The sequence below is a fragment of the Kitasatospora sp. NPDC096147 genome, from assembly GCF_044763225.1.
In the GTDB taxonomy this organism is placed as follows: domain Bacteria; phylum Actinomycetota; class Actinomycetes; order Streptomycetales; family Streptomycetaceae; genus Kitasatospora.
This window is the reverse complement of the sequence record NZ_JBIWFX010000003.1, coordinates 123,412-145,735: the sequence shown is the minus strand read 5'-3', so window position 1 is coordinate 145,735 and position 22,324 is coordinate 123,412. Positions and strand designations below refer to the sequence as shown.

17 protein-coding genes are annotated in these 22,324 nt (G+C 74.8%); 7 read left to right on the top strand and 10 right to left on the bottom strand.

The window, feature by feature from the left end; genetic code table 11:
- Positions 1 to 7: 7 nt before the first annotated feature.
- Positions 8 to 1,723 (top strand): regulator, encoded by a 1,716-nt coding sequence (locus ACIRBX_RS11200; RefSeq protein ID WP_402295523.1) that lies wholly within the window; start codon positions 8 to 10, stop codon positions 1,721 to 1,723.
- A gap of 222 nt (positions 1,724 to 1,945) precedes the next feature.
- Here ACIRBX_RS11200 and ACIRBX_RS11195 read toward each other — a convergent pair whose 3' ends face one another.
- The 4 genes from ACIRBX_RS11195 to ACIRBX_RS11180 all read right to left on the bottom strand — a co-directional run bounded on the left by ACIRBX_RS11195 (position 1,946) and on the right by ACIRBX_RS11180 (position 6,613).
- On the bottom strand, positions 1,946 to 2,131 hold the full coding sequence (locus ACIRBX_RS11195; RefSeq protein WP_402295521.1) for a hypothetical protein: 186 nt from the start codon (positions 2,129 to 2,131) through the stop codon (positions 1,946 to 1,948).
- Between the two features lie 84 nt (positions 2,132 to 2,215).
- A complete protein-coding gene (locus ACIRBX_RS11190) occupies positions 2,216 to 3,442 on the bottom strand; it encodes a cation:proton antiporter (protein WP_402295518.1) in 1,227 nt (408 codons plus the stop codon).
- 540 nt (positions 3,443 to 3,982) lie between these two features.
- Positions 3,983 to 5,305 (bottom strand): NAD(P)/FAD-dependent oxidoreductase, encoded by a 1,323-nt coding sequence (locus ACIRBX_RS11185; RefSeq protein ID WP_402295516.1) that lies wholly within the window; start codon positions 5,303 to 5,305, stop codon positions 3,983 to 3,985.
- Between the two features lie 399 nt (positions 5,306 to 5,704).
- Positions 5,705 to 6,613 (bottom strand): TIGR01777 family oxidoreductase, encoded by a 909-nt coding sequence (locus ACIRBX_RS11180; protein WP_402295514.1) that lies wholly within the window; start codon positions 6,611 to 6,613, stop codon positions 5,705 to 5,707.
- Positions 6,614 to 6,737: 124 nt separating this feature from the next.
- Here ACIRBX_RS11180 and ACIRBX_RS11175 point away from each other — a divergent pair, with 124 nt between their 5' ends.
- Both ACIRBX_RS11175 and ACIRBX_RS11170 read left to right on the top strand, forming a co-directional pair.
- The gene (locus ACIRBX_RS11175; protein ID WP_402295512.1) at positions 6,738 to 7,244 is read left to right on the top strand and encodes a GNAT family N-acetyltransferase; all 507 of its coding nucleotides are present in this window, start codon (positions 6,738 to 6,740) and stop codon (positions 7,242 to 7,244) included.
- Between the two features lie 65 nt (positions 7,245 to 7,309).
- Positions 7,310 to 8,359, top strand: a complete 1,050-nt coding sequence (locus ACIRBX_RS11170; RefSeq protein WP_402295510.1) for a hypothetical protein — start codon at positions 7,310 to 7,312, stop codon at positions 8,357 to 8,359.
- Here ACIRBX_RS11170 and ACIRBX_RS11165 read toward each other — a convergent pair.
- From ACIRBX_RS11165 to ACIRBX_RS11140, 6 genes are all read right to left on the bottom strand, one after another.
- Positions 8,356 to 8,673 (bottom strand): chorismate mutase, encoded by a 318-nt coding sequence (locus tag ACIRBX_RS11165; RefSeq protein ID WP_402295508.1) that lies wholly within the window; start codon positions 8,671 to 8,673, stop codon positions 8,356 to 8,358. The two genes, ACIRBX_RS11170 and ACIRBX_RS11165, sit on opposite strands and share 4 nt — an antisense overlap.
- Positions 8,674 to 8,972: 299 nt before the next feature.
- Positions 8,973 to 9,572, bottom strand: coding sequence for a phosphoribosylanthranilate isomerase (locus tag ACIRBX_RS11160; RefSeq protein ID WP_402295507.1), 600 nt, complete (start codon positions 9,570 to 9,572; stop codon positions 8,973 to 8,975).
- Positions 9,573 to 9,918: 346 nt separating this feature from the next.
- The gene (locus ACIRBX_RS11155; protein ID WP_402295505.1) at positions 9,919 to 10,434 is read right to left on the bottom strand and encodes a DUF4240 domain-containing protein; all 516 of its coding nucleotides are present in this window, start codon (positions 10,432 to 10,434) and stop codon (positions 9,919 to 9,921) included.
- A gap of 470 nt (positions 10,435 to 10,904) precedes the next feature.
- A complete protein-coding gene (gene sucB / locus ACIRBX_RS11150; protein WP_402295503.1) occupies positions 10,905 to 12,692 on the bottom strand; it encodes a 2-oxoglutarate dehydrogenase, E2 component, dihydrolipoamide succinyltransferase in 1,788 nt (595 codons plus the stop codon).
- A gap of 63 nt (positions 12,693 to 12,755) precedes the next feature.
- Entirely contained in the window at positions 12,756 to 14,144 is a 1,389-nt protein-coding gene (lpdA, locus tag ACIRBX_RS11145; protein WP_402295501.1) for a dihydrolipoyl dehydrogenase, read from the bottom strand.
- A 379-nt stretch (positions 14,145 to 14,523) separates the two neighbouring features.
- Positions 14,524 to 16,017: a leucyl aminopeptidase gene (locus tag ACIRBX_RS11140; RefSeq protein WP_402295499.1), complete on the bottom strand. Its 1,494-nt coding sequence runs from the start codon at positions 16,015 to 16,017 to the stop codon at positions 14,524 to 14,526.
- 255 nt (positions 16,018 to 16,272) lie between these two features.
- Here ACIRBX_RS11140 and ACIRBX_RS11135 point away from each other — a divergent pair, with 255 nt between their 5' ends.
- Genes ACIRBX_RS11135 through ACIRBX_RS11120 form a run of 4 tightly spaced genes read left to right on the top strand, consistent with a single transcriptional unit; the run spans position 16,273 to position 22,290 of the window.
- Positions 16,273 to 16,653: an SseB family protein gene (locus ACIRBX_RS11135; protein WP_402295497.1), complete on the top strand. Its 381-nt coding sequence runs from the start codon at positions 16,273 to 16,275 to the stop codon at positions 16,651 to 16,653.
- The gene (locus tag ACIRBX_RS11130) at positions 16,653 to 17,282 is read left to right on the top strand and encodes a hypothetical protein (protein ID WP_402295495.1); all 630 of its coding nucleotides are present in this window, start codon (positions 16,653 to 16,655) and stop codon (positions 17,280 to 17,282) included. Before ACIRBX_RS11135 ends, ACIRBX_RS11130 begins: the two co-directional genes overlap by 1 nt.
- Positions 17,279 to 19,492, top strand: coding sequence for a putative T7SS-secreted protein (locus ACIRBX_RS11125; protein WP_402295493.1), 2,214 nt, complete (start codon positions 17,279 to 17,281; stop codon positions 19,490 to 19,492). The genes ACIRBX_RS11130 and ACIRBX_RS11125 overlap by 4 nt, the downstream gene beginning before the upstream one ends.
- Positions 19,489 to 22,290: a hypothetical protein gene (locus tag ACIRBX_RS11120; RefSeq protein WP_402295491.1), complete on the top strand. Its 2,802-nt coding sequence runs from the start codon at positions 19,489 to 19,491 to the stop codon at positions 22,288 to 22,290. Before ACIRBX_RS11125 ends, ACIRBX_RS11120 begins: the two co-directional genes overlap by 4 nt.
- Positions 22,291 to 22,324: the final 34 nt, after the last annotated feature.

Here is a 22,324-nt window from a genome sequence, read left to right as displayed (position 1 = left end):
GACAGATATGCCCCAACGGCCTGCAACCGACAGCCCGGCGTACGGACAGCTCGACCCGCACGATCCGCACGACCCGCACCTCGACGAACCGCAGGAGCGGTCCGGCGGGGACGAGGCGCTGCCCGGCGACCGGGCCCGCGCCGCTGACACCTCCTCAGGGGACCGGACCCAGAACCCCCGTCTCGCCGCGCTGATCGAGGAGGCCGGCTTCTCGCACGCGGGGCTGGCCCGCCGGGTCGACCAACTCGGTCTGGAGCACGGCCTGGACCTCCGCTACGACAAGACCTCGGTCACCCGGTGGCTGCGCGGCCAGCAGCCCCGCGGCGCCACCCCGGCGCTGATCGCCGAGGTGTTCACCCGCCGCCTCGGCCGTCGGCTCACCGCCCAGGACATCGGCCTGGACGCCTGCGCCCCGGTCTACGCCGGGCTGGAGTTCGCCGAGTCGCCACAGGAGGCGGTGGACATCGTCGCCTCCATGTGGCGCAAGGACACCGGCCTGCAGTCCGAGCTGCGCCGGATCGCCTTCACCCCGGCCGGCCTGGTGGTGCCCAGCCGGGACTGGCTGATCGGCCGCACCGACGAGCGGGTGGCCCGGGACGGCTCGGTGCCCGGCCTGCCGGGCGTCCCCGACGCACCGTCAGCGGGGCGTCCGGCGGCGCCCGGTGGCCTGCCGGGCGGTGCCCCCGGGGCCCGTGGTGCGGTGCCGTCGGCTCGGGGCGCGGCCGTCGCCCGGGTGCCCGGCCGGGTGCCGGCGCAGAGCCGGGGCGGGCTGCCGCCGGTCGCCGAGCACGACGTCCGCGAGCAGCGCCCGACCCTGCGGGTCGGCCGGGGCGACATCGCTGCCATCCGGGCCGTCGGCGACCTGTTCCGCGCCCTCGACCACGCCTACGGCGGCGGCCACGCCCGGCAGGCCCTGGTGCGGTACCTGGAGAGCGAGGCCGAGCCGATGCTGCGCGGCCGGTACGGCGAGCAGATCGGCCGCGCGCTGTTCGGCGCCGTCGCCGACCTGACCAGACTGGCCGGCTGGACCTCCTTCGACATCGCCGCCCACGGCCTGGCCCAGCGGTACTTCGTCCAGGCACTCCGGCTCTCCCAGGCGGCGGGGGACAGGGTGCTCGGCGGCTACGTGCTCACCACCATGAGCCAGCAGGCCGTCCACCTCGGCCACGGCCGGGAGGCGATCCAGCTGGCCCGGGTCGCCCAGCAGGGCGTCGGCACCGCCGCCGCCCCCACCGTGCAGGCCCTGATGCACGCCGCCGAGGCCCGGGGCCACGCCCTGCTCGGCGACGTCCGGGCCTGCACCACCGCCCTGGTGCGCTGCGAGCGGGCCCTCGGCGTCGCCCGCCCCAGCGACGAACTGCCCTCCTGGGCACGGTACTTCGACGAGGCCCAGCTGGCCGACGAGTTTGCCCACTGCTACCGCGACCTCCAGCAGTGGCGGCCCGCCGCCCAGCACGCCGAGAAGTCCCTGCGGCTGCGCACCCCCGCCTTCGCCCGCAGCCGGATCCTCTGCCGGCTGGTGCTGGCGAGCTCCCGGCTCGGGCTCGGCGAGGTGGACGAGGCCTGCGGCCTGGCCACCGAGGCCCTCCGGGCGGCCGGCGAGATGCGCTCCGCCCGCACGGTGGAGTACCTGCGGGACTTCCACCGCCGGCTCACCCCGTACCGCGCGGGCCAGGCTGCCCGGGCCTTCGACGAGGCGGCCCGGCAGGCGGGGGTGATCTGAGGGGGGCCCGGGAGGAGAGCTGAGGGGGCCTCAGCAGCCGGGCGCGGACGTGCCGCAGGCCCCGACCGGGGGCGGGTCGGGGCCTGCGGAGGGAAGGGCGAGCCGGGCCGGTGTGGGGGAGTCCTGGAGGCTCGCCGTGGTCGCTGGGGCCGGAGCGGTGCTCGGTGGTGCCGGGCGTTCGGTGGCGCGGGCCCGTGCGGGCGGGCCGGGTGGCGCTGGGCGTCAGGCCGGGTCGAGCGGGTGTCCGGCGTCGCGAGTGGGGCGGGCCGGTGCGGCGTGCCAGAGCGGGACCACGGGGATCGGGTGCGCGGGGATCGGGTGCGCGGGCGGAGCGGGCAGGGCGGTGGCGGTGGGCGGCGCCGTCTCGGTGCCGTGGGTGGCGAGAGCCGCCGTGCCGTCGCTTGCCATGCTCCGACGGTAGGCCCGTGCGCCGGGGCGCCGCCCGGTAGTGCCGCGTACTCCGTCAGCTCGTCGGCGGGGCGGGGTGACGGTTCACCAACTCTCGGCCCGGACCCGGGGTTCGCCGCTCAGCGGGGGCGGCGTGCCCTGGCCGCGCAGGCGCTGGGCGAGCAGCGGGAAGATCAGTACGGACAGCATCCCGGCGCCGACCAGGGCCGCCGCGGTGGAGGAGGGCAGGTGTCCGTCGTCCACCTCGATGGTGGTGATCACCACCACCAGCGGCAGCGCGGTCGCGCCGAACAGCCCGAGCGCGCCGCGCTCCCGGCCGGACAGGCCGGGCGGGGCGAGCAGGGCGGCCGGTACCCCGCGCACCACCAGGAGGACGAGCAGGAAGAGCGGCACCAGCAGCAGCGTGCCGGGGTCGTCCAGCAGGGCCCGCAGGTCGAAGTTCATCCCGCTCACCACGAAGAACACCGGTACCAGGAAGCCGAATCCGAGACTCTCCAGCTTGGCCTCGATCAGCTCCTCCTCGGCCTCCGGCACCTCGGAGAGCAGCAGCTTGGAGACGATGCCGGCGGTGAACGCGCCCAGCAGCATGTCCAGGCTCAGCCAGATCGCCGCACCGACCATGACGGCCAGCACCAGCATCACCAGCCGGATCGCGAACTGCCCGGAGGTCCGCATGGTCCGTCGGATCAGCCGGGTCGTCCAGGCTGGCCGGGGGCGGCGGGCGTAGGTCACCGCGACGACCGTGATCAGGGCGAAGGCGACCAGGATCACCGCCGACTTGGCCGGCGTGTTGCCGCTCAGCAGCACCGCGATGGCCACGATCGGGCCGAACTCGCCGACCGCGCCGGTGGCCATCGTCATCGACCCGAACGGCGTCGGCAGCGCCCCCGAGTCCCGCAGGATCGGCAGGATGGTGCCGAGCGCGGTCGTGGTGAAGACCAGGCCGACGAAGGCGCCGTCCAGCGGGTCGGGGTTGATCAGGGCCCCGAAGCCGAGTGCCACCGCGACGGTGACCAGCCAGGCGGCGACTGAGCGTTTGAGCGGGCCGCCGCGCAGCCGGACGAAGTCGATCTCGTACCCGGCGAGGAACATCAGCATCGCCAGGCCGAACTGGGACAGTGCGTCGACCAGATCGCCGACCTCGGCCCAGTTCAGCACGTCGGGGCCGATCAGCACCCCGAGCACGATCTCGAAGACCACGGTCGGGACGGCCAGCCAGCGCTGTACGCGGTCCGCGAGCAGCGGGGCGGCGACGGCACAGGCCGGGATCAGCACGAGGGCGAGCGCGTCGGCGTCGTCTGCGGCCGTCATGGGCGAAATGCCCGACTATGGGTCATATCACCATCCTGGCATGCGATCTGTCCGGAGAGCGGTAGCGCCGGGACGCGTCCGCCCGTCCGGGCAGGTAGAGGGCAGGCGCCCGCCGGGCCGGCCGGACGTGGGCTCCGGTGGTGTCCGGCTGCTCCCGGGCCGGCCGGGGGCGGTGGGCGGTGGCCCGCCGGCGTCTGAGGGTGGGTCAGCCACCTGCTTGTGGACGGCCTTCGGCGTCCCGCGTCAAGGCTGGCAGGCAGTCGCCCGCCGGGCGGCCGGACGCGGGCTCCGGTGGTGTCCGGTTGCTCCGCGCCCGCCCGGCGGCGGCGGACGGCGGCCCGCCGGCACCCGAGGGCGCGTCAGCCGCCCGGTTGCGGGTGGCCCTCCGCGTCCCACGTGCCCCTGGGTGCCCGGCACGTCCTCCACATCCCACGCGCGCCACCGAGGCCGTCCCGCGCGTCCTTCGCGTCCCGCGCACCCTTCGCGTCCCGCGCGGCGCAGCCGTCCCCGCGTGGCGCCGCCGTCAGGCCGCCTCCGCCGTCAGGCCGCCTCCGCCGCCGGGGCGGCGGTGGCGATGCCGAGGTCGCGCAGGACGGCCTGGGTGGCGCGGCGGGCGGAGACCAGGGCGCCCTGGACGGTGCTGGTGTCACGGTGGTCGCCGCAGACGTACAGGCCGGCCAGCAGCCGGACCGGGCGCCGGAGGTTGTGCGGGGGCGGCATCGCCGGTACGGCGTCCGGCAGGTGCCGCACCGTCAGGAACTCCCAGCGCGCCGCCTCCGCCCCGTACAGCTCGACCAGGCGCCGCCGCAGCGTCGCCTCGTACGCCTCGGCCCCGCCGTGGTCGAGGTGCCGGGTGCCGAGCACGGTGCTGGCGACCAGCGACCGGCCGGCCGGGGCGTACCCCTCGGAGACGTCGCTGAGCACCAGCGAGTGCGAGAGCACCGCCCGCCCACCGGGGCGGTCCCCGTCGAGCAGCAGCACCGGCTCGCCCAGCGGGGAGCGGTCGGCCACGTGGTAGTACGTGGTGACGGGGTGGAAGGCGGGCAGCCGCAGTCCCGGCAGCAGGTCGGCGGCGGCGCGGGCATCGGTGGCCAGCACCACCGCGCGGGCCGCGACCCGGCCGTGGGCGGCGGTCTCCACGCCGTCGGCGGAGACCGAGGTGACCCGGACGCCGAGCCGGACGGTGCCGGCCGGCAGGGCCTCGGCGAGCTGCTCGGGGACGGCGGCCAGCCCGGCCGCCGGAAGACAGAGCCGGCCGCGTGCGTAGGAGCGCAGTACCAGGTCGGCGACCCGGCTGCTGGTGCCGAGCTCCGGGTCGCAGAGCAGGGCGCCGAGCAGCGGGCGGAGCAGCCCCTCCACGGTGCGCGGGGAGTGGCCGCGCTCGGCCAGCGCGCGGGCGGCGGTGGTCTCCGGGCGGGCCAGCAGCCTGGTGGCCGGGGTGGCGGCCAGCCGCCCGAGGGCGGAGGACAGCCGGGCCCGGTCCAGCGGGCTGCCGAACGGGCCGCGCACGCCGGCCGAGCGCGCGGTGCTCTGCGGGTCGCCGAAGCGCTGTCGGCGCCCGGCGGCGTGCACCAGGACGCCGGGTGCCAGCGGTCGCAGGGCCAGCCGGTCCAGGTCGAGCCGCCGACCGGGCTCCGGGAAGTCGGTGTTCAGCAACTGGCCGCCGTGGTCGAGCCGGAAGCCGTCCAGCTGGTGGGCGGCCAGCCGGCCGCCGAGCCGTTCGGTGGCCTCCAGGACCTGGACGGTGAGGCCGTGGCCGGTCAGCGCGCGGGCGGTGGCCAGCCCGGCGAGACCGGCGCCGACCACGATCACGTCCGGGTCGGTCCGGCGGCGGGTGCGGCGGTTGAAGTCGTGTGCGGGCACGGGTGTGCTCCCTCCCTGGTCCCGGGCCTGCGGCCGGGAAGGGGCGCAGGGGAGCGGGACACGGTCCGGGGAGGTGATGCCCCGTCAGTCGACGGATCAGGCAGTGACTTCGGTTCGAATCCGGCGAACTGGGGACAGGGTGCGGGGCACGGTCACGGAGCGTGCGCCGGAAGGGCGCACCGGAGGGGTCGGTCGGCGCGTTCCGTGACCGGGGGCGTGCACTGCGCTGCTCCGATGCTGCCGTGCGCCCCCTGCGCCCACCCTCCGGGCTGCCGCTTCCCCGGCTCCGGGAACCACCCGGAACCCCCACGACCGGAGCCCCGTCCGCCGCATGACAGAGCCTCAAGAGCGCTCTCCGGCCCGCCCGGCCGGGCGGCCCGGACCGGCGCCGCCGACAGGTCAGGCGACCGCCGCCCGGACCACTGCCTCCGCCGTCGGGTGGCGGAACCGGAAACCCGCCGCCAACAGCCGCTCGGGCACGACCCGGTGACTGCCCGTCACCTCGACCGCCATCTCGCCGAGCACCGCCTTGAGTGCGAACTGCGGCACCGGGAGGACCGTCGGCCGTCCCAGCGCCCGGCCGAGCAGCTCGGTCATCACCCCGTTGGGCACCGGCTCGGGGCCGGTGAGGTTGAAGGCGCCGGAGAGTCCGGGCGTGTCGATCAGGTACCGCAGCGCCGCCACCTCGTCGTCCAGCGAGATCAGGCTCCAGTACTGGTGGCCGTCGCCGAGCCGCCCGCCGAGGCCGAGCCGGAACAGCGGCAGCATCCGCCCGCCCGCGCCGCCGCCCGGAGCCAGCACCAGCCCGGTGCGGACGTGCGCGGTCCGGATCCCGGCCGCCTCGGCCGGCGCGGTGGCCGCCTCCCACTCGACGCAGGTCCGGGCCAGGAAGTCGTCCCCGGCCGGTGCCCGTTCGTCGATCACCTGATCGCCGGTCTGCCCGTAGTAGCCGACCGCCGAGCCGCTGACCAGGACCTTCGGCGGCTCCTTGAGCTCGGCCAGCGCGCCGGCCAGGGTCTCGGTGCCGAGCACCCGGCTGTCCCGGATCTCCTGCTTGTACGCCTCGGTCCACCGCCGGTCGCCTACCCCGGCCCCGGCCAGGTGGACCACCGCCTCGACCCCGGCCAACCCGGCCGCGTCGATCTCCAGCCGGGCCGGATTCCAGCCGACCCCCACCGTGCCGTCCGGCTGCACCCCGGTGCGGGAGCGCTGCCGCACCAGCCGCACCACCTCGTGGTCGTCCGCCAGCAGCGAGCGGACGAGCGCCGAACCGATCAGTCCCGTGGAACCAGTCACCGCGATACGCATGGCCCCATCCTGGCAGGTCGTCCGGGCCCGTCCGCACCGGCACGACCGCCGGGCGGCACCCGGTGCTCGCCCCTGCGGGTGAGCGGCCGGAAATTCCGACCGGGCGCGGACCGGCGTCGTTACGATGGCGCGCATGGGAGCCGACGACCTGTTGATACGCACCGCCAAGGACGACGACGAGGACGCCATCGCCAGGATCGACCGCGAGGCGTGGTCCTGGCTGAGCGACGTCGTACCGCAGCCGGCCGAGGACGCCGAGATCTTCGACGACCGCCGGCCGCCGGAGCAGTTCCTGGTGGCCGAGTTGGACGGCAGGGTGGTCGGCCACATCCGCCAGGCCCCGCCCACCCCACTGGCCAGCAACCGGCACGTGCGGCAGATCCAGGGTCTCGCGGTCTCCCCGGAGGCCCAGGGCCGTGGCGTCGGCCAGGCCCTGGTCGAGGCCGCCTGCGCGGTCGCCCGGGCGGACGGCATCCGCAAGATGACCCTGCGCGTGCTCGGCCACAACGCCCCGGCCCGCCGGCTGTACGAGCGCTGCGGCTTCGTGGTGGACGGCGTGCTGCCCGAGGAGTTCCTGCTCGACGGCCGCTACGTGGACGACGTCTGGATGGGCCGCCCGCTCAACGACTGATCCCTCCGGGCCGGTGCTTCGTCAACTGCCCTGACAGCGTGGCGAGTCAGCGATACCGTACCGGGATGAGCTACTCGACGCCGCCCGGCTGGTATCCCGTGCTCGAACCGGGGCCGGACGGTGCGGCTCGGGAGCGCCGGTGGGACGGCGCGGCCTGGACGGACGACTACCGCCCGGCGGGCGAGGACGGCGGCCCGGGCGCCCCGGGTGGTACGAGTGCCGGTGCGGACGGACTGGGTGGTGCGGGTGGCGGCACGGAGCCGCCGGAGGTGCTCCCGCAGCCGCTGGCGAGCCGTACGGAGTCCCAGCCGCCGGCCCCGCGGACCGGCGTGCTGGTGGTGACGGGACTGGTGGTCCTGCTGCTGTGCGCGGCCACCGCCGTCTGGCTGGGCCGGGGCGACGGCGGCTCCGAGGCCCAACTCCCGCTCCCGCCGGTCCCGGTGGTCTCCGGCACGTCCCCGGGCCCCTCGCCGGCCACCTCCTCCCCGGCATCCACGGCCTCCTCGACCCCCACGATCTCCTCGCCGACGCCGAGCCCGGAGCCGACCTCTGCCGGACCCGGCACGCCCGCCCCCACCCCCGCACAGCCCACCGGCCCCCCGCCGCTGCAGTCCTTCGGCTCCGTCCCGGACACCACGCACGGCTGGCGGGTGCCGCTCCCGGCCGGGTGGAAGAGCACGCCGCCGAGCGGCGGGAAGGCGCTGGTGGTCTTCACCACCCGGCCCTACGAGTGCTCCATCGGCAGCGGGAACTGCTCGCGCGGCGTCTTCCAGGTGATGGCCGACGCGTTCGACGGTGCCAGTGCCCAGGCCGTGGCCGAGGAACGGATGGCCGGGTACGCCACGATGATGTTCGAACGCCTCTCCTCGCACCGCCGCCTCGCCTCCGGGCCCGTCACCGTCGCGGGCGTCCCCGGCTACGCCGAGCGCTGGCAGGTCGATCCGGTGACGGGGCCGAACGGGCAGGTCATCACCGTCGCCGTCCCGGCGGTGGGCGGTGGCTACGCGATCCTGGTCGGCTCGGTCGACGAGCACCCGGACGCCCCGCCGCTCGACATCCTCGACCAACTGGTCGCCGCCATCCGCCCGTTGTCCCCCCAGCTCGGCGCCGGTTAGCCCGCTGCCCCCGCTCCGTCGGCCAACCTGCGCTCCACCGAAGCGAGTTCGAGTGCGGTCAGCTCGGCGATCAGCAGCCGGTACACCTTCTCGACCAGCTCCGGCGGCAGGCCGTGCGCTTCCGCCAGCGCCCGCACCTTGGCGACCACCTGCTCCACCCGGTCGGGTGCCCGGACGGCGGCCTCGTCCGTCTTGTGCCGGGCCACCTCCCGCACCACGCCGACCCGTTCGGCGAGCACCGCGATCAACTGCTCGTCCAGGGCGTCGATCCGCCCGCGCAGTTCGGCGATGCGCGGGTCCACAGGCACTGACACGGAGGTCCTCCCAGGTCGGGTGCGGCCGGGCGGCCGATCACCCGGGATCCTACTGCCGGGCGCGGCGGACCTGCGGTGCCCGCCCGGCTGCGGGGCCACGGGCCTGACCTGGGAGCGGTGAGGGAAGGGAAGGGCGGTGGCCCGGAGTCAGTTCCGTCGTGCGCACCGCAGCGCCGTCGTCCAGGAAGCGCTGCGTCGCCCCGGGGCACCGACGGAGTCCACCCCGCCACGCCCCGGCTCACAGGTCCGCCCGCCGTCTGCCCGCGCCGCTCAGCCTCCGGACGCCAACCCGCCGACGATCAGGCCGACTTGGCGGACCGGACGAATTCGGTGATCAACGCCGGATCCTTCACTCCGCGCCGCACCTCCACCCCGCTCGACACGTCCACCCCCCACGGCCGGGCCGCCGCGATCGCCGCCCGCACGTTGGCCGGGGTCAGCCCACCCGCCAGCAGCCACCGGCCGGCCGGCGGCTTGGCCCCCAACTCGGCCCAGTCCCAAGCCTCCCCGGACCCCGGCACCGGCGAGTCCAGCAGCAGCAGTTCCTCGCCGAAGTCCCCGCAGGACGCCCCGGCCGCAGCCGCCGCGGAGGTCGCCCGGATCAGCGGCAGCCCGAGGTCCGCCAGCTCCGCGAAGGCGGCGGGCGGGTGGTTGCCGTGCAACTGCGCCGCCCCGACCCCGGAGGCCCGGACCATCTCCCGGACGTACGCGGCCGGTTCCTCCCGGAACACCGCCACCGTGAGCACGCCCTCGGGCACCTCGGCCAGCAACTCCCGCGCCAACTCCGGCGCGACCCGCCGAGGGCTCTCGGTCAGCACGAACCCGACCGCGTCGGCCCCCGCCGCGACGGCCGCCGCGACGTCCGGCGCGGTGCTCAGACCGCAGATCTTGACGAACACGTCCCCGCTCACTTCCACTCGACCGACCCCGTCAGCCTAGATCCTCGACGTGTCCGCGCTCCGCCCCCGAGTGGCCGTCCGGCCGAGCTGGACGCGATCGGCGCACCGGGCCACGCTCCTCCGGGCCGCCACCCATGACCTCCCGCCACCCCCTGGGGCGGTCCGTCCCGACAGCCGGCTGCCGCGCGTCCCGGGCCCCCCGCCCCGTCTCGGCGCAGCGGCAGCCCACGGCGTCACGGCCCACAGCGCCACGGACGCGCCGCAAGGCCCGGTACGGCCCCCCACCCACCGCCCCCCGTGGGACGGCCACCGGCTCCGGTGGAGCCGCCCGGACCCTGAGGCCGGGTCAGTCCCCGTACCGCGCCCAGAGCAACGGGAAGCGCTTCGCCATCTCCGTCGGGTCGTCGAAGTCGAACGAGTCGCCCTCCGGCTGCCTAGGCTGCTGCACCCCGAGATCGGGCAGCGGGAGCCCGGTCAGCTGCTCGTGCGCCTCGTCGGCGGCGTAGCCGATCTCCTCGGCCTCGCCGTCCTCCTCCTCGTCGAAGTCCGGCACCAGCTCCGCCAGCGCGTCGGGCTCGTGCAGCGCCCCCTCGAACACCTCCCGCCCCTGCGCGATCAGCCAGCAGCGGAAGTAGTCGAAGCTGTCCTCCGACGCCCCGTCGAGCAGCAGGTACGCCGCCCCCCAGAGGTCGTACCGGTACGCCCGCTGGAACCGCGCCTCGAACAGTCGCGCGAAGTCCACCACGTCATCGGGCGTCAGCTGCGCGAGCCGTTCGACCAGCGCCTCCGCCTGGTCGTCCGGATCGCCCTCGGCCGTGTCCCGGCTCTCGTCGATCAACTGCCAGAAGTCCGTCTCGTACATCACCGCTCCAGCATCGTCGCTCGCCGCCCCGGACGCTAATGCGACCGTCCGACCGGTGGCGCCGGTTCGGCCGTCCGCGCTACGGCTGCTGCGGCGACCGCCCGTCTGACGGTGGGTCGGACGGGACGCCGACCGACCGACTCACCGACCGGACCGGACCGCCGAAGCGGTGACCGGGCCTCCGGTCCGTCCCGGACGGCGGCTGTCGGCGGGGTACGGTCGGGGGCGCGGACCGCCGTGAGGGCGGGCCGGAGGGACGGTCGGAGTCCAGGGCGGTGCGGTCGGCGAGGACGGCATCGCCGCCACCCCCACCCAGTTGTTCGAACGCGCCCTGCCCGCCCGGCAGTTCGACACCGGCCGGGTCGGATCACAGTACTCGCGCGGCAGTCCCCCGGAGACGGGAACGGCGGTGCCCCACCGGTCCGAGGACCGGTGGGGCACCGCCGTTGGATCAGCCGGAGCTGACGGCCTTACAGGCCGAGCTCGACCTCGAACTCGCCCGCCTCGAGGATCTCCTTGACCGCGACCAGGTAGCGGGCGGCGTCGGCGCCGTCCACCAGGCGGTGGTCGTAGGAGAGCGAGAGGTAGGTCATGTCACGGATGCCGACGGCGGTCGCGCCGTCGACCTCGATGACGACCGGGCGCTTCACGGTGGCGCCGATGCCGAGGATGGCCGCCTGGTTCGGCGGCACGACCACGGTGTCGAACAGCGCACCGCGCGAGCCGGTGTTGCTGATGGTGAAGGTCGCACCGGAGAGCTCGTCCGGGCTGATCTTGTTGCCGCGGACCTTGCCGGCCAGCTCGGCGGTCTTCTTGGAGATGCCGGCGATGTTGAGGTCGCCCGCGCCCTTGATGACCGGGGTCATCAGGCCCTTCTCCGAGTCCACCGCGATGCCGATGTTCTCGGTGTCGAAGTAGGTGATGGTGCCCTCGGCGTCGTTGATCCGGGCGTTGATGACCGGGTTGGTCTTCAGCGCCTGGGCCGCGGCCTTGACGAAGAACGGCATCGGCGAGAGCTTGACGCCCTCGCGGGCCAGGAAGGACTCCTTGGCCCGGCCGCGCAGCGACATCACCTTGGTGACGTCCACCTCGACCACGGTGGTCAGCTGGGCCTGCTCGTGCAGGGCCTTCAGCATGTTGTCGCCGATGACCTTGCGCATGCGGGTCATCTTGACCGTCTGACCGCGCAGCGGGGACGGGGCGGCAGCGGCCTTCGGCGCGGCGGCCGGAGCGGCAGCGGCGGGGGCCGGAGCAGCGGCGGCGGCCTTGGCGGCCTCGGCGGCGGCCAGCACGTCCTGCTTGCGGATGCGACCGCCGACACCGGTGCCGGTGACGGAGGACAGCGCGACACCCTGCTCGGCCGCGAGCTTGCGGACCAGCGGGGTCACGTACGCGTCCGAGCTGTCACCGGCCGGAGCGACCGGGGCAGCCGGAGCCGCGACGGGGGCGGCCGGGGCGGCAGCCGGAGCAGCCGGGGCCACGGGGGCCGGGGCGGCGACCGGCGCGGGGGCGGCAGCGACCGGAGCCGGGGCGGCGACCGGGGCGGCGGGCGCGGCCGGAGCCGGCGCGGGGGCCGGAGCAGCGGGCGCGGCCGGGGCGGCCGGAGCGGCGGCGGGGGCCGGAGCGGCGGCCGGAGCCGCACCCGCCGCACCGATCAGCGCGAGCTGGGCGCCGACCTCGGCGGTCTCGTCCTCGCCGACCAGGATCTTCACCAGCACACCGGCGACCGGCGACGGGATCTCGGTGTCGACCTTGTCGGTGGAGACCTCGAGCAGCGGCTCGTCGACCTCGACGGTGTCACCCTCGGCCTTCAGCCAGCGGGTGACGGTGCCCTCGGAGACCGACTCGCCGAGCGCCGGCAGCACCACGGGGGTGGCGTCGGCGGCCGGCGCGGCCGGAGCGGCAGCGGCGGGCGCGGCCTCGACCGGAGCCGGGGCGGCGGCCGGGGCCTCGGCCACCGGGGCCGGGGCGGCCGGGGCGGCCTCGGCGACGGGGGCGGCAGCGGCAGCCGGGGCGCCGGAGCCGTCGTCGATGATGGCCAGCTCGGCGCCGACCTCGACCGTCTCGTCCTCGCCGACCTTGATCGCGGCCAGGATGCCGGAGACGGGGGCGGGGATCTCGGTGTCGACCTTGTCGGTCGAGACCTCGAGCAGCGGCTCGTCGACCTCGACGCGGTCACCCTCGGCCTTCAGCCAACGGGTCACGGTGCCTTCGGAAACGCTCTCGCCCAGCGCGGGCAGTGTTACTGAGACCGCCATGGTGTCAGCGACTCCTCTTCAAGTCTTGCGTACAGGTAAGGGGGGAACTGCCGTGGGGCGCGATCAGTCGTGGGCGTGCAGCGGCTTGCCCGCCAGTGCCAGGTGCGCCTCGCCGAGGGCCTCCGACTGCGACGGGTGCGCGTGGATGAGCTGGGCGACCTCGGCCGGCAGCGCCTCCCAGTTGTAGATGAGCTGGGCTTCGCCGACCTGCTCACCCATGCGGGCGCCGACCATGTGCACACCGACCACGGCGCCGTCCTTGACCTGGACGAGCTTGATCTCGCCGGCGGTCTTGAGGATCTTGCTCTTGCCGTTGCCGGCCAGGTTGTACTTGAGGGTGACGACCTTGTCCTTGCCGTACAGCTCGACGGCCTTGGCCTCGGTCAGGCCCACCGACGCGACCTCCGGGTTGGAGTACGTCACGCGGGGGACGCCGTCGTAGTCGATCGGCACGGGCTTGAGGCCGGCCAGCCGCTCGGCGACCAGGATGCCCTCGGCGAAGCCGACGTGGGCCAGCTGGAGGGTCGGGACGAGGTCACCGACGGCCGAGATGGTCGGCACGTTGGTGCGCATGTACTCGTCGACCAGGACGTAGCCGCGGTCCATCGCGACGCCCTGCTCCTCGTAGCCGAGGCCGGCCGAGACCGGGCCGCGGCCGATGGCGACCAGCAGCAGGTCGGCGTCGATGGTCTTGCCGTTCTCGGTCGAGACCCGGATGCCGGTCTCGGTGTACTCGACGCCGGAGAAGCGGGCCTTCAGCTCGAACTTGATGCCGCGCTTGCGGAACGCGCGCTCCAGCAGCTTGGAGGAGTTCTCGTCCTCCAGCGGGGCCAGGTGCGCCAGGCCCTCGACGATGGTGACCTCGACGCCGAACGACTTCCAGACCGAGGCGAACTCGACGCCGATCACGCCACCGCCGAGGATGACGGCGGACTTCGGGATGCGGTCGAGCTTGAGGGCGTGGTCGGAGGAGATGATCCGGTCGCCGTCGATGGTCAGGCCGGGGATCGACTTCGGCACCGAGCCGGTGGCCAGCACGATGTGCTTGCCCTGGACCCGCTGGCCGTTGACGTCCACCGAGGTGGGGGAGGAGAGCTTGCCCTCGCCCTGGATGAAGGTGACCTTGCGGGACGCGACCAGACCCTGGAGGCCCTTGTACAGGCCGGCGATGACGTCGTCCTTGTACTTGTGGACGCCGTTGATGTCGATGCCCTGGAAGGTGGCCAGCACGCCGAACTCGGCGGCCTCCTTCGTCTCGTCCGCGATCTCGGCCGCGTGCAGCAGGGCCTTGGTCGGGATGCAGCCGCGGTGCAGGCAGGTGCCGCCCAGCTCACCCTTCTCGATCAGCGCCACGCTCTGGCCGAGCTGCGCGGCACGGAGCGCCGCGGCGTAGCCGCCGCTTCCGCCTCCGAGAATGACTACGTCGAAAACGGTGCTGGCGTCGTTCGCCACGTCACGTCCTCCATGCAAAGGGGTGCGGTTCGCCGGGCCGGTCGCGGTCCGGTGAGCGTGCGCCCTCGTAAGGCGCCCACGTCTTCCGGAGAAACATCTTCGCACTTGTTCACGGCGGCTGGTGGCCGGGGCCACCGAGGTGACGCCGACGGGCCGTGGCACGCGGTGCCCGATGTCCCCTGTGTGAGGGTATCTCCGCAGCTCACGGATGCGTAACGGCGGGGGTGACGAGGGCATGGAGGGTCGCATCACCGTGCCGGTTCCGCACTACGGAACAAAGTTTCGCCTATGGCGAACAGACGTTGTCAGAAACGGGCCCGGCGTATTACCAGCAGGTAACTGGCAATGCGCCGGGCCCGTGAATGCCCTACCGGAGGGTTCAGCCCTTGGCGGCGGCGGTGTCCTCGGCGAAGCGCAGCAGGGTGCGGATGGCCGAACCGGTACCACCCTTCGGGGTGTAGCCGTGCGGTGCGCCCTCGTGGAAGGCCGGGCCGGCGATGTCCAGGTGCGCCCAGTCGATGCCCTCGGCGACGAACTCCTTCAGGAACAGACCGGCCACCAGGCCGCCGCCCATCCGCTCGCCCATGTTCGCCAGGTCGGCGATGCTGCTCTCGGTCATGCCCTTGCGCAGCTCGACCGGCAGCGGCATCGGCCAGGACTGCTCGCCCGCCGCCTCGGCGGTGGCGTGCAGGCGGTCGCGCAGCTCGTCGCTGTTGGACATCACGCCGAAGATCCGGGTGCCCAGGGCCAGCACCATGGCGCCGGTCAGGGTGGCGACGTCGACGATGACGTCCGGGTTCTCCTCGCCGGCCTTCACGATCGCGTCGGCCAGCACCAGGCGGCCCTCGGCGTCGGTGTTCAGCACCTCGACGGTCTTGCCGCCGTACATCCGCAGCACGTCACCCGGGCGGGTGGCGGTGCCGGACGGCATGTTCTCCGCCAGGGCGAGCCAGGCGGTGACGTTGACCTGCAGGCCCAGGCGCTTGGCCGCGACCACGGTGGCGAACACGGCGGCGGCGCCGGCCATGTCGCACTTCATGGTCTCGTTGTGGCCGGCCGGCTTGAGCGAGATGCCGCCCGAGTCGTAGGTGATGCCCTTGCCGATGAAGGCGAGGGTGGCCTTGGCCTTCGGGTGGGTGTAGGCCACCTTGACCAGGCGGGGCGGGTTGGCCGAGCCGGTGCCGACGCCCAGCAGGCCGCCGAAGCCGCCCTTGGTCAGCGCCTTCTCGTCCAGCACCTCGACCTTGAGGCCGTGCTCCTTGCCGGCCGCCGTGGCGATCGCGGCGAAGGACTTCGGGTTGAGGTCGTTCGGGGCGGTGTTGACCAGGTCGCGGGCGCGGTTGATCTCCTCGCCGACGGCGGTGGCGCGCTCGACGGCGGCCTTGGCGTCCTTGCTGCCCTTGCGCTCGGTCAGCACGACCAGCTCGCCGACCGGCGCCTTGGCGTCGCTCTTGTACGAGCCGAAGGCGTACGAGCCGAGCAGACCGCCCAGCGCGACCGCCTCGACCTCCTCGGCGGTGGCGGCGGGCAGCGCCAGCGCGGCCTTCTTGGTGCCGGCCAGCGCACGCGCGGCGGTGCCGGCGGCCTTGCGCAGCGTCTCCAGCCCGAAGCCCTGCTCGCCGTCACCGAGGCCGACCGCCAGCACCAGCGGGGCCTTCAGCCCGGCCGGAGCGGCGAGCTTGACCGCCTCGCCCTCGGCGCCGGTCGCGCCCAGGGTGGCGAGCACCTCGGCCAGCTTCCCGTCGAACGCCTCGGCCACCGCCTCCGAACCGGCCGCCGGCAGCAGCCCCTTGGGGCCCTTGGCCACGCCGATCACCAGGGCGTCCGCGCGCAGCGAGGCGGCGGAGGAGGTGCTCACAGACAGTGCAGTCACGTAAACGAGTCCTGTTCTTCATCGGGTTCACGGCCGGTACGGAAGCCGCACCCGGCACAGTGCTCACCGCATGGTAGTCCGCATGCTGGAATGCTGCCCCGTCCGGCCGCCCCAATCGGTCAGGACGGCGCTCCGGGCCGCCACCCCGTCGCGGTGAACGGAAACCGACGACCCGTCAGGAGGTCCGTGGGCTATCGTTCTCCGCCGGGGACAGGGGGGGCAGTGGCGAACGCCGGGCTGACGCACCAACTTCGCATGCAGTACGCCGGCGTGGGCGATCCACAACTGGTGCTGGCGGAATTCCGGGCCGGCCTGGTGCTGGTGCCGCAGACCGGTCCGGACGGGCCGGTCTGGACGGGTGACCAGGGCGGGATCCGCTGGATCCACGCCTTCACCGACGAGGCCGAGCTGGTCGCCTTCGCGCGGGCCAGGGGGCAGCAGAGCGGCGCGGTGGACTACCTGACGGTCCGTGGGGCACGCCTGCTGGACGTCGGGGTGCCCGCCGTCGGGGTGCCCGCCGGGGTGGCGCTGAACGCGGCCGGGAGCATGCCGATGCTCTTCCCGCCGGTCCGCGGGATCGTGCCGGACGCGGTCGCGTTGGACGGGGCGGGCGGCGCGGGCGCGGTGGCCGGCTGATGGCCTCGTACCAGGTGGATCCGCAGGCGCTCAAGCTCGCCGCGGACGGGATCGACCACGCGATCGAGGAGCTGCGCTCGCTCGGCATCGAGGAGGCGGCGCTGGTCGGCCGGGGCTTCGGCGACATCAGCCTGACGGGGCTGGAGATCGGCCACCCCGCGCTCCAGTCCGTCTTCGAGGAGTTCTGCGACCGCTGGTCCTGGGGCGTGCGGGCACTGATCCAGGACGGCAACGAGATCGCCCGCCGGCTCAACCTCTCGGCCGGTCTGTACGCCGAGCAGGAGGAGTACGTCAGCGGGGTGGCGAAGGAACTGACCAACGCGGCGCTCGGCAATCCGAACCTGACCGGCGAGGACCTGGCGAAGATGTCCTACGGGGAGGTGCTGGCCGACAACCCGTTCACCCAGGTCCGTGACGCGGACTTCTCCGCCGAGTCCTTCGCGCAGTCCTCGCTGCGCACCGAGGCCGCCGTGCAGGCCACCAAGGCCGACCTGCTGGAGAACTCCTTCGTGCGCGGCAACGTGGCCGCCGCCGGCTTCGGTGCCGAACTCGCCGAGGAGACCGCCGAGTCCAAGGACCGGGCCGAGCAACTCACCCGGCAGGCCGAGCAGTTCGTGGACCGCAGGTGAGCAACCTGTTCGAGCGCGTGGTCGACGGCGGCAAGCGCGCGCTGGGCGAGACGGTCAACGCCGGTGCCCACCTGGTCGGCGACGGCTTGGACCTGGTGGGACTGGACAGTGCCGCGCACGCCGTCGACCAGTGGGGCGACGGCGTCGCCGACAGCCTGGGCGCGCTGGTCGGTGAGCTGAACCTCGGTCAGACCGACGACCCCAAGGAGCTGGTGCACGGCGACGTCGGGGCGATCAACGAGGCCGCGCAGCATCTGCACACGTTCCAGGCCGCCTTCGACGAGACCGGCTCCGGACTGACCAGGCTGGACGCCGAGCACTGGAAGGGCGAGGCCGGGGACGCCTTCCGGGCCAAGTTCAGCCCGCAGCCCGCCCTCTGGGTGCTCGCCGCCGAGGCGTGCGGCGCCGCCGCCAAGGCCCTCGACACCTACGCCCGCACCGTGGAGTGGGCCCAGGGCCGGGCACGGCAGGCGATCGACGCCCACGAGGCGGCCCACAAGGCGTCCGAACGGGCCCGGGACGCGTACAACGACCAGGTCGACCGGTACAACGACGCCGTCAAGCGGTACAACAGCGCTGCCGCCGCCGGGGGCACCGACCTCACCCGACCGACCGACCCGGGCACCTTCCACGACCCCGGCCAGGACGGCCTGAAACAGGCTCAGGAACTGCTCCGCGAGGCCCGTCGCCAGCGCGACGCCGCCGCCCTCACCGCCGCCGACGCGGTGTCGGCCGCCACCGCCTCCGCACCGCGCGAGCCCAGCTTCCTCCAGCAGGTCGCCGCAGCCCAGACCGACCTGGTCCAAGGCGCCGCCGTGGGCAGCCTCCACCTGTTGGGCGGCGTCGCCAAGGGCGGTGCCGACGCGGTCAAGTTCGTCCGCTCGCTGAACCCGCAGGACCCCTACAACCTCACCCACCCGGCCCAGTACCAGGAGCACGTCCTCACCACCTCGCTCGGCCTGCTCCGGACCGCCAACCACCCCACCGAGCTGGTCAAGTCCCTCGCCGGCTCCGGCTGGCGCTCCGACCCCTTCGAGGCCACCGGCCGGGTCATCTTCGACGTCGCCTCCGGCGCCGCCACCGGCGGCACCAGTACGGCCGGCGTCGCGGCCAGGCGGGTCGCCGCCAACGCCCTGAAGAACTCCGCCGAACGCGGCGCCCTCAGCGGGGCCGACGACCTCGCCCGCCGCGCCGTCGCCGACACGGCCCGGCACGCCGACATCCCCACCCCCGGCCGGGCCACCCCACCCACCCGACCGGAGGGTTTCCCGGAGGCGGCGTACCGGCAGGCGCCTCCGGCCCGGGTGGAGGGTTTCCCGGAGGCGGCGTACCGGCAGGCACCCCCGGCCCGGGTGGAGGGTTTCCCGGAGGCGGCGTACCAGCGCGCTCCCGAACCCGCCCCGGTGCACACCCCGGAACCGCCCGCCCCCGAGGCCCCGCGCGTCCCGGAGCCCGAGGCGCGTGCGCACACTCCCGAGCCTGACGCCCCCTCACCACACCAGCCCGAGCCCGAGGCGCCCAAGGCGGAGGGTGCGGGGTCCTTCGACCTGGACCTCGAGGCCTCCGCGAAGTCCCAGCAGGAGCTGGCGGCGATCCGGGAGGCCGTTCAGGCCCAGGCCCAGACCGCCAGGCTCTACGACGACGCCGCCGCCCAGACGTACGCCCAGCAGACCTGGAACCGGACCGCCGACGGGCTCCGCGAGCAGGAGAAGGTCGCGCTCGAAAGCTACACGCGCGGTGAGGCGAACCGGGGAGCGGGAGCGCCGTACGAGAAGGTCAACGGCTCGCTCCGGGCCGCCGACGGGCAGATCGACGCCGTGACCGACCCCAGCGTCAGACGGAGCGTCGATCTGATCGACCAGGCACTCCGGCGGCAGCCCGTGCCGCAGGACCTCATCGTGACCCGGGGCACGGACATCGAGCACCTCATCGGGGTCGGCGGCGACCCGATGAGCCTGAAGGGCCAGGCGTTCACCGAGCGGGGCTACCTGTCCACGGGCTTCGGCGACCTCCCGGCGATGTGGCGGGGCAAGGAAGCGGTCATGCACATCAAGGTCCCCGCCGGGACGCCCGCGATGTGGATGGAGCGGCCCGGGTCGATCGCCAACGCCGAGCGGGAGCTGCTCCTCGGCCGGGACCTCACCTGGCGCGCGACCGAGGTGCTCACGGAGGGCAACAAGGTCCACATCTTCGCGGAGATCCTGTCATGACGGAAGAGAGCGAACCAGTGAGCACCATGGGAGCGCCGCGCTACCCGAACACCACCGAGAAGCCGGTCGAGTACGTCGAGGTGCGGACCGACCGGGGCGAGCTGGTGGGCTACCTGTGGATCTGCGACGAGGACGGCGCGGCCGACATCGCGCGGTACCTCGTCGCCGACAACTTCAACGGCGCCATGTACTGGTACACCAAGCTCCTCGAAGCCAGGGCCCGGGAGCTGTCCCCGTCGGAGGCCCTCCGGGAGCTGGTCCTCGATCCGGGCACGCCCCTGGCCGGCCGGCCCGTCCCCGAGAGCCGAGCGGTGTCGGGCCTCGCCGAGCTGAAGGCACGCGCCGCCGAGGGGTACCGGCCGCCGAAGGAGCCGTGCAAGCCGCTCGACTGGCTCCCCGACCCGGAGTACGACCAGCCCTGGACGGAGCCCTCCGGGCCCCCCGGCAGCCGGGTGTACCGGTACAAGGTGGACGAGGGCCACGACCCGGCCGGCCGGGTCCCCCCGCACGCCGTCGCCGGTGTCTGGATGCTCGACCACTGGGGCAGCGCACGGGCCTTCTGGCACAACCCGGCGTACGGCTCCGTCCCGGAAGCCGGCGTCCCGTCGGGCGGGGCGGCGCCGGTCCCGCCGCTGCGGGCCGGCCGGCGGCCGGCCGGGCGGGCGCTGCTCGACTGGCTGGAGGACGAGCGCGCTCCCCGCTTCTGCCGGATCGCCGGCTCCTCGGGCAGCGGGCGCACCCACCTGCTCTCCTGGCTCGCCGCCGCCGCCCCGCCGGACAACCCCCGGCCCGGACGCCGGGTCCATCTGCTGCTCTCCGCCGAGGGCCTGACGTTCCGTGGTGCGACCTGGCGGCTGGCCGAGTGGCTCGGCACGGTGGCGCGCACCGTCGAGGAGCTGATGGAGGCCCTCCAGGACGGCGTGCCCCGCACCCTGGTCGTCACCGATCTGGACCGGGCCGGCGGCGACCTGCTGCCGGACATGCCCGAGCGGATCGCCGTCGAGCTGCTCACGCCGCTGCTCCAGGTCCCGTGGCTGCGGGTGCTGGTGGAAGCCGCCTCCGGCACGGCCGCGGCGACGGTGCTGAGCGCCGCCGCACCGGCCGGGGCGCTGCTCGACCTGGACGACCCGCGCTGGACGGAGCCGGACCGCTTCGCCGCCTGGTGCGCCGGTCTGGCCGGCCACCCGGTGGCCGCCGACCGGGTCCACCCGAGCCCCGGGCTGGCCCTGCTCGCCTCCCGCACCCCGCCCGGCACCCCGCTCGACCCGGCGGCGCCGCTCGCCGAGCGGGCCGCCGCGCTGGCCGCGGCCTGGTGGGCGGCCCTGCCCGAGGGGCCGCGCCGGACCGTCGGTGCGCTGGCCGCCGCCGGCCGTCCGGTCACCGACGGGGTGTGGGCCGCGCTCCCGGGAGCCGGCGGGGCGGAGGCCGTCCGGCTGGCCGCCGCGTACCTGCCTCCGGCCGACGGTCCGTACCGGCGGCTGCAGCCGGACCTGCTGGAGCGTCAGGTGGTCTCCGGCAGCCCGCCGGTGGACCACCGGGCGCTCCAGGCGGGCATCGCCGGAGGCCTTCCCCGGGGGGCCGACGGCCGCCCGCTGCTGTCGGGTGTGGACCCGCAGTGGCTGGGCCTGCTGCTGCGGCACACGGTGCACGCGGGCATCGGCGGGCAGCTGCTCGCCGATGCCGACTTCCTGATCCACGCCGACCCCGCCGCGATCACCGCCGCCTTCGAGTACCTCCAGCCGCCCCAGCCCCCCTACGACCCGCTGTTCGACGACGAGGCCCCGCCCCCGGTCCCGCCACCGCCGGGAGCCGAGTACCTGAGCACCGCGCTCGCCGGGGCCTGGGAGCTGGCCGCCCCGGTACGCCCCGCCGGCTCCACCCCGGCCGACCGGGCGGCGGCGCTGCACGCCTGGCTGGCCGGCCGCGACCAGCTGGCCGCCGACCACTGCGCGGCCGTCTCCGGGCAGCGCTGGCGAGCCGTCTGGTCGGGCCCGTTCGAGGGCTGGGTGCCCGCCCACGAGCCACGGGGCGAAGCACGCGTGCTGCGGATCGCGCCGGGGCACGGCCCGCTCCGGCCGTACCTGCTGGCGGCCGTCAGCGGCATCCTCCGCTTCCTGGACCCGGCGACCGGCCTGGACGTCAGGGAGGTGGACCCGAGCCGGCTGCTCGGCCACGGCCGGGCGGGCATGGTCTGCGGTGCGGAGGGCTCGCAGTTCCTCCTCCAGCAGGACGGCACCGTGGTCACCTACCCGTACCCCGAGACGAAGGGCGGCCGGCCGACCCCGGCCGTGGTGGAGGCGACCAAGCACTTCACCGACGGGGTCACCGCGCTGGCCGCGCTGGTCGGCGCCGACGGCCCGCTGCTCGCCGTCGGCGACGGCGGCGGCGGGCTGGGCCTGATCCGGACGGCCACCGGGCAGAGCACCACGACCGACCGGCCGCTCCACCGGGGCCGGGTCACCGGCGTCGACCTCACCGAGGCGGACGGCGGTGTCCTGCTGGTCAGCGGCGGCACCGACGGCACGGTACGGACCTGGATGGACGGGCGGGGCCCGGCCCCGGAGCCGATCGACGCCCGCGAGTGTCCGGTCACCACCGTGGCGGTCCGGGACACCGCCCGGGGGATGGTGCTCGCCGCCGCCTGGGCGGACGGCCTGGTCCGGCTGTTCCGCTGGGGCGCCGACCCGGTCGCGCTCGACCTCCGGCTCGGCCTGCCCGCCCGCTCCGTGGTCCTCGACCCGGACGGCCGGGTGTTCCTGGCCCTCCCGGAGGGCATCCTCGCGCTGACCCTGGACTGACCCGACCGCACCGACGACCCGGCCTGACGCCCGG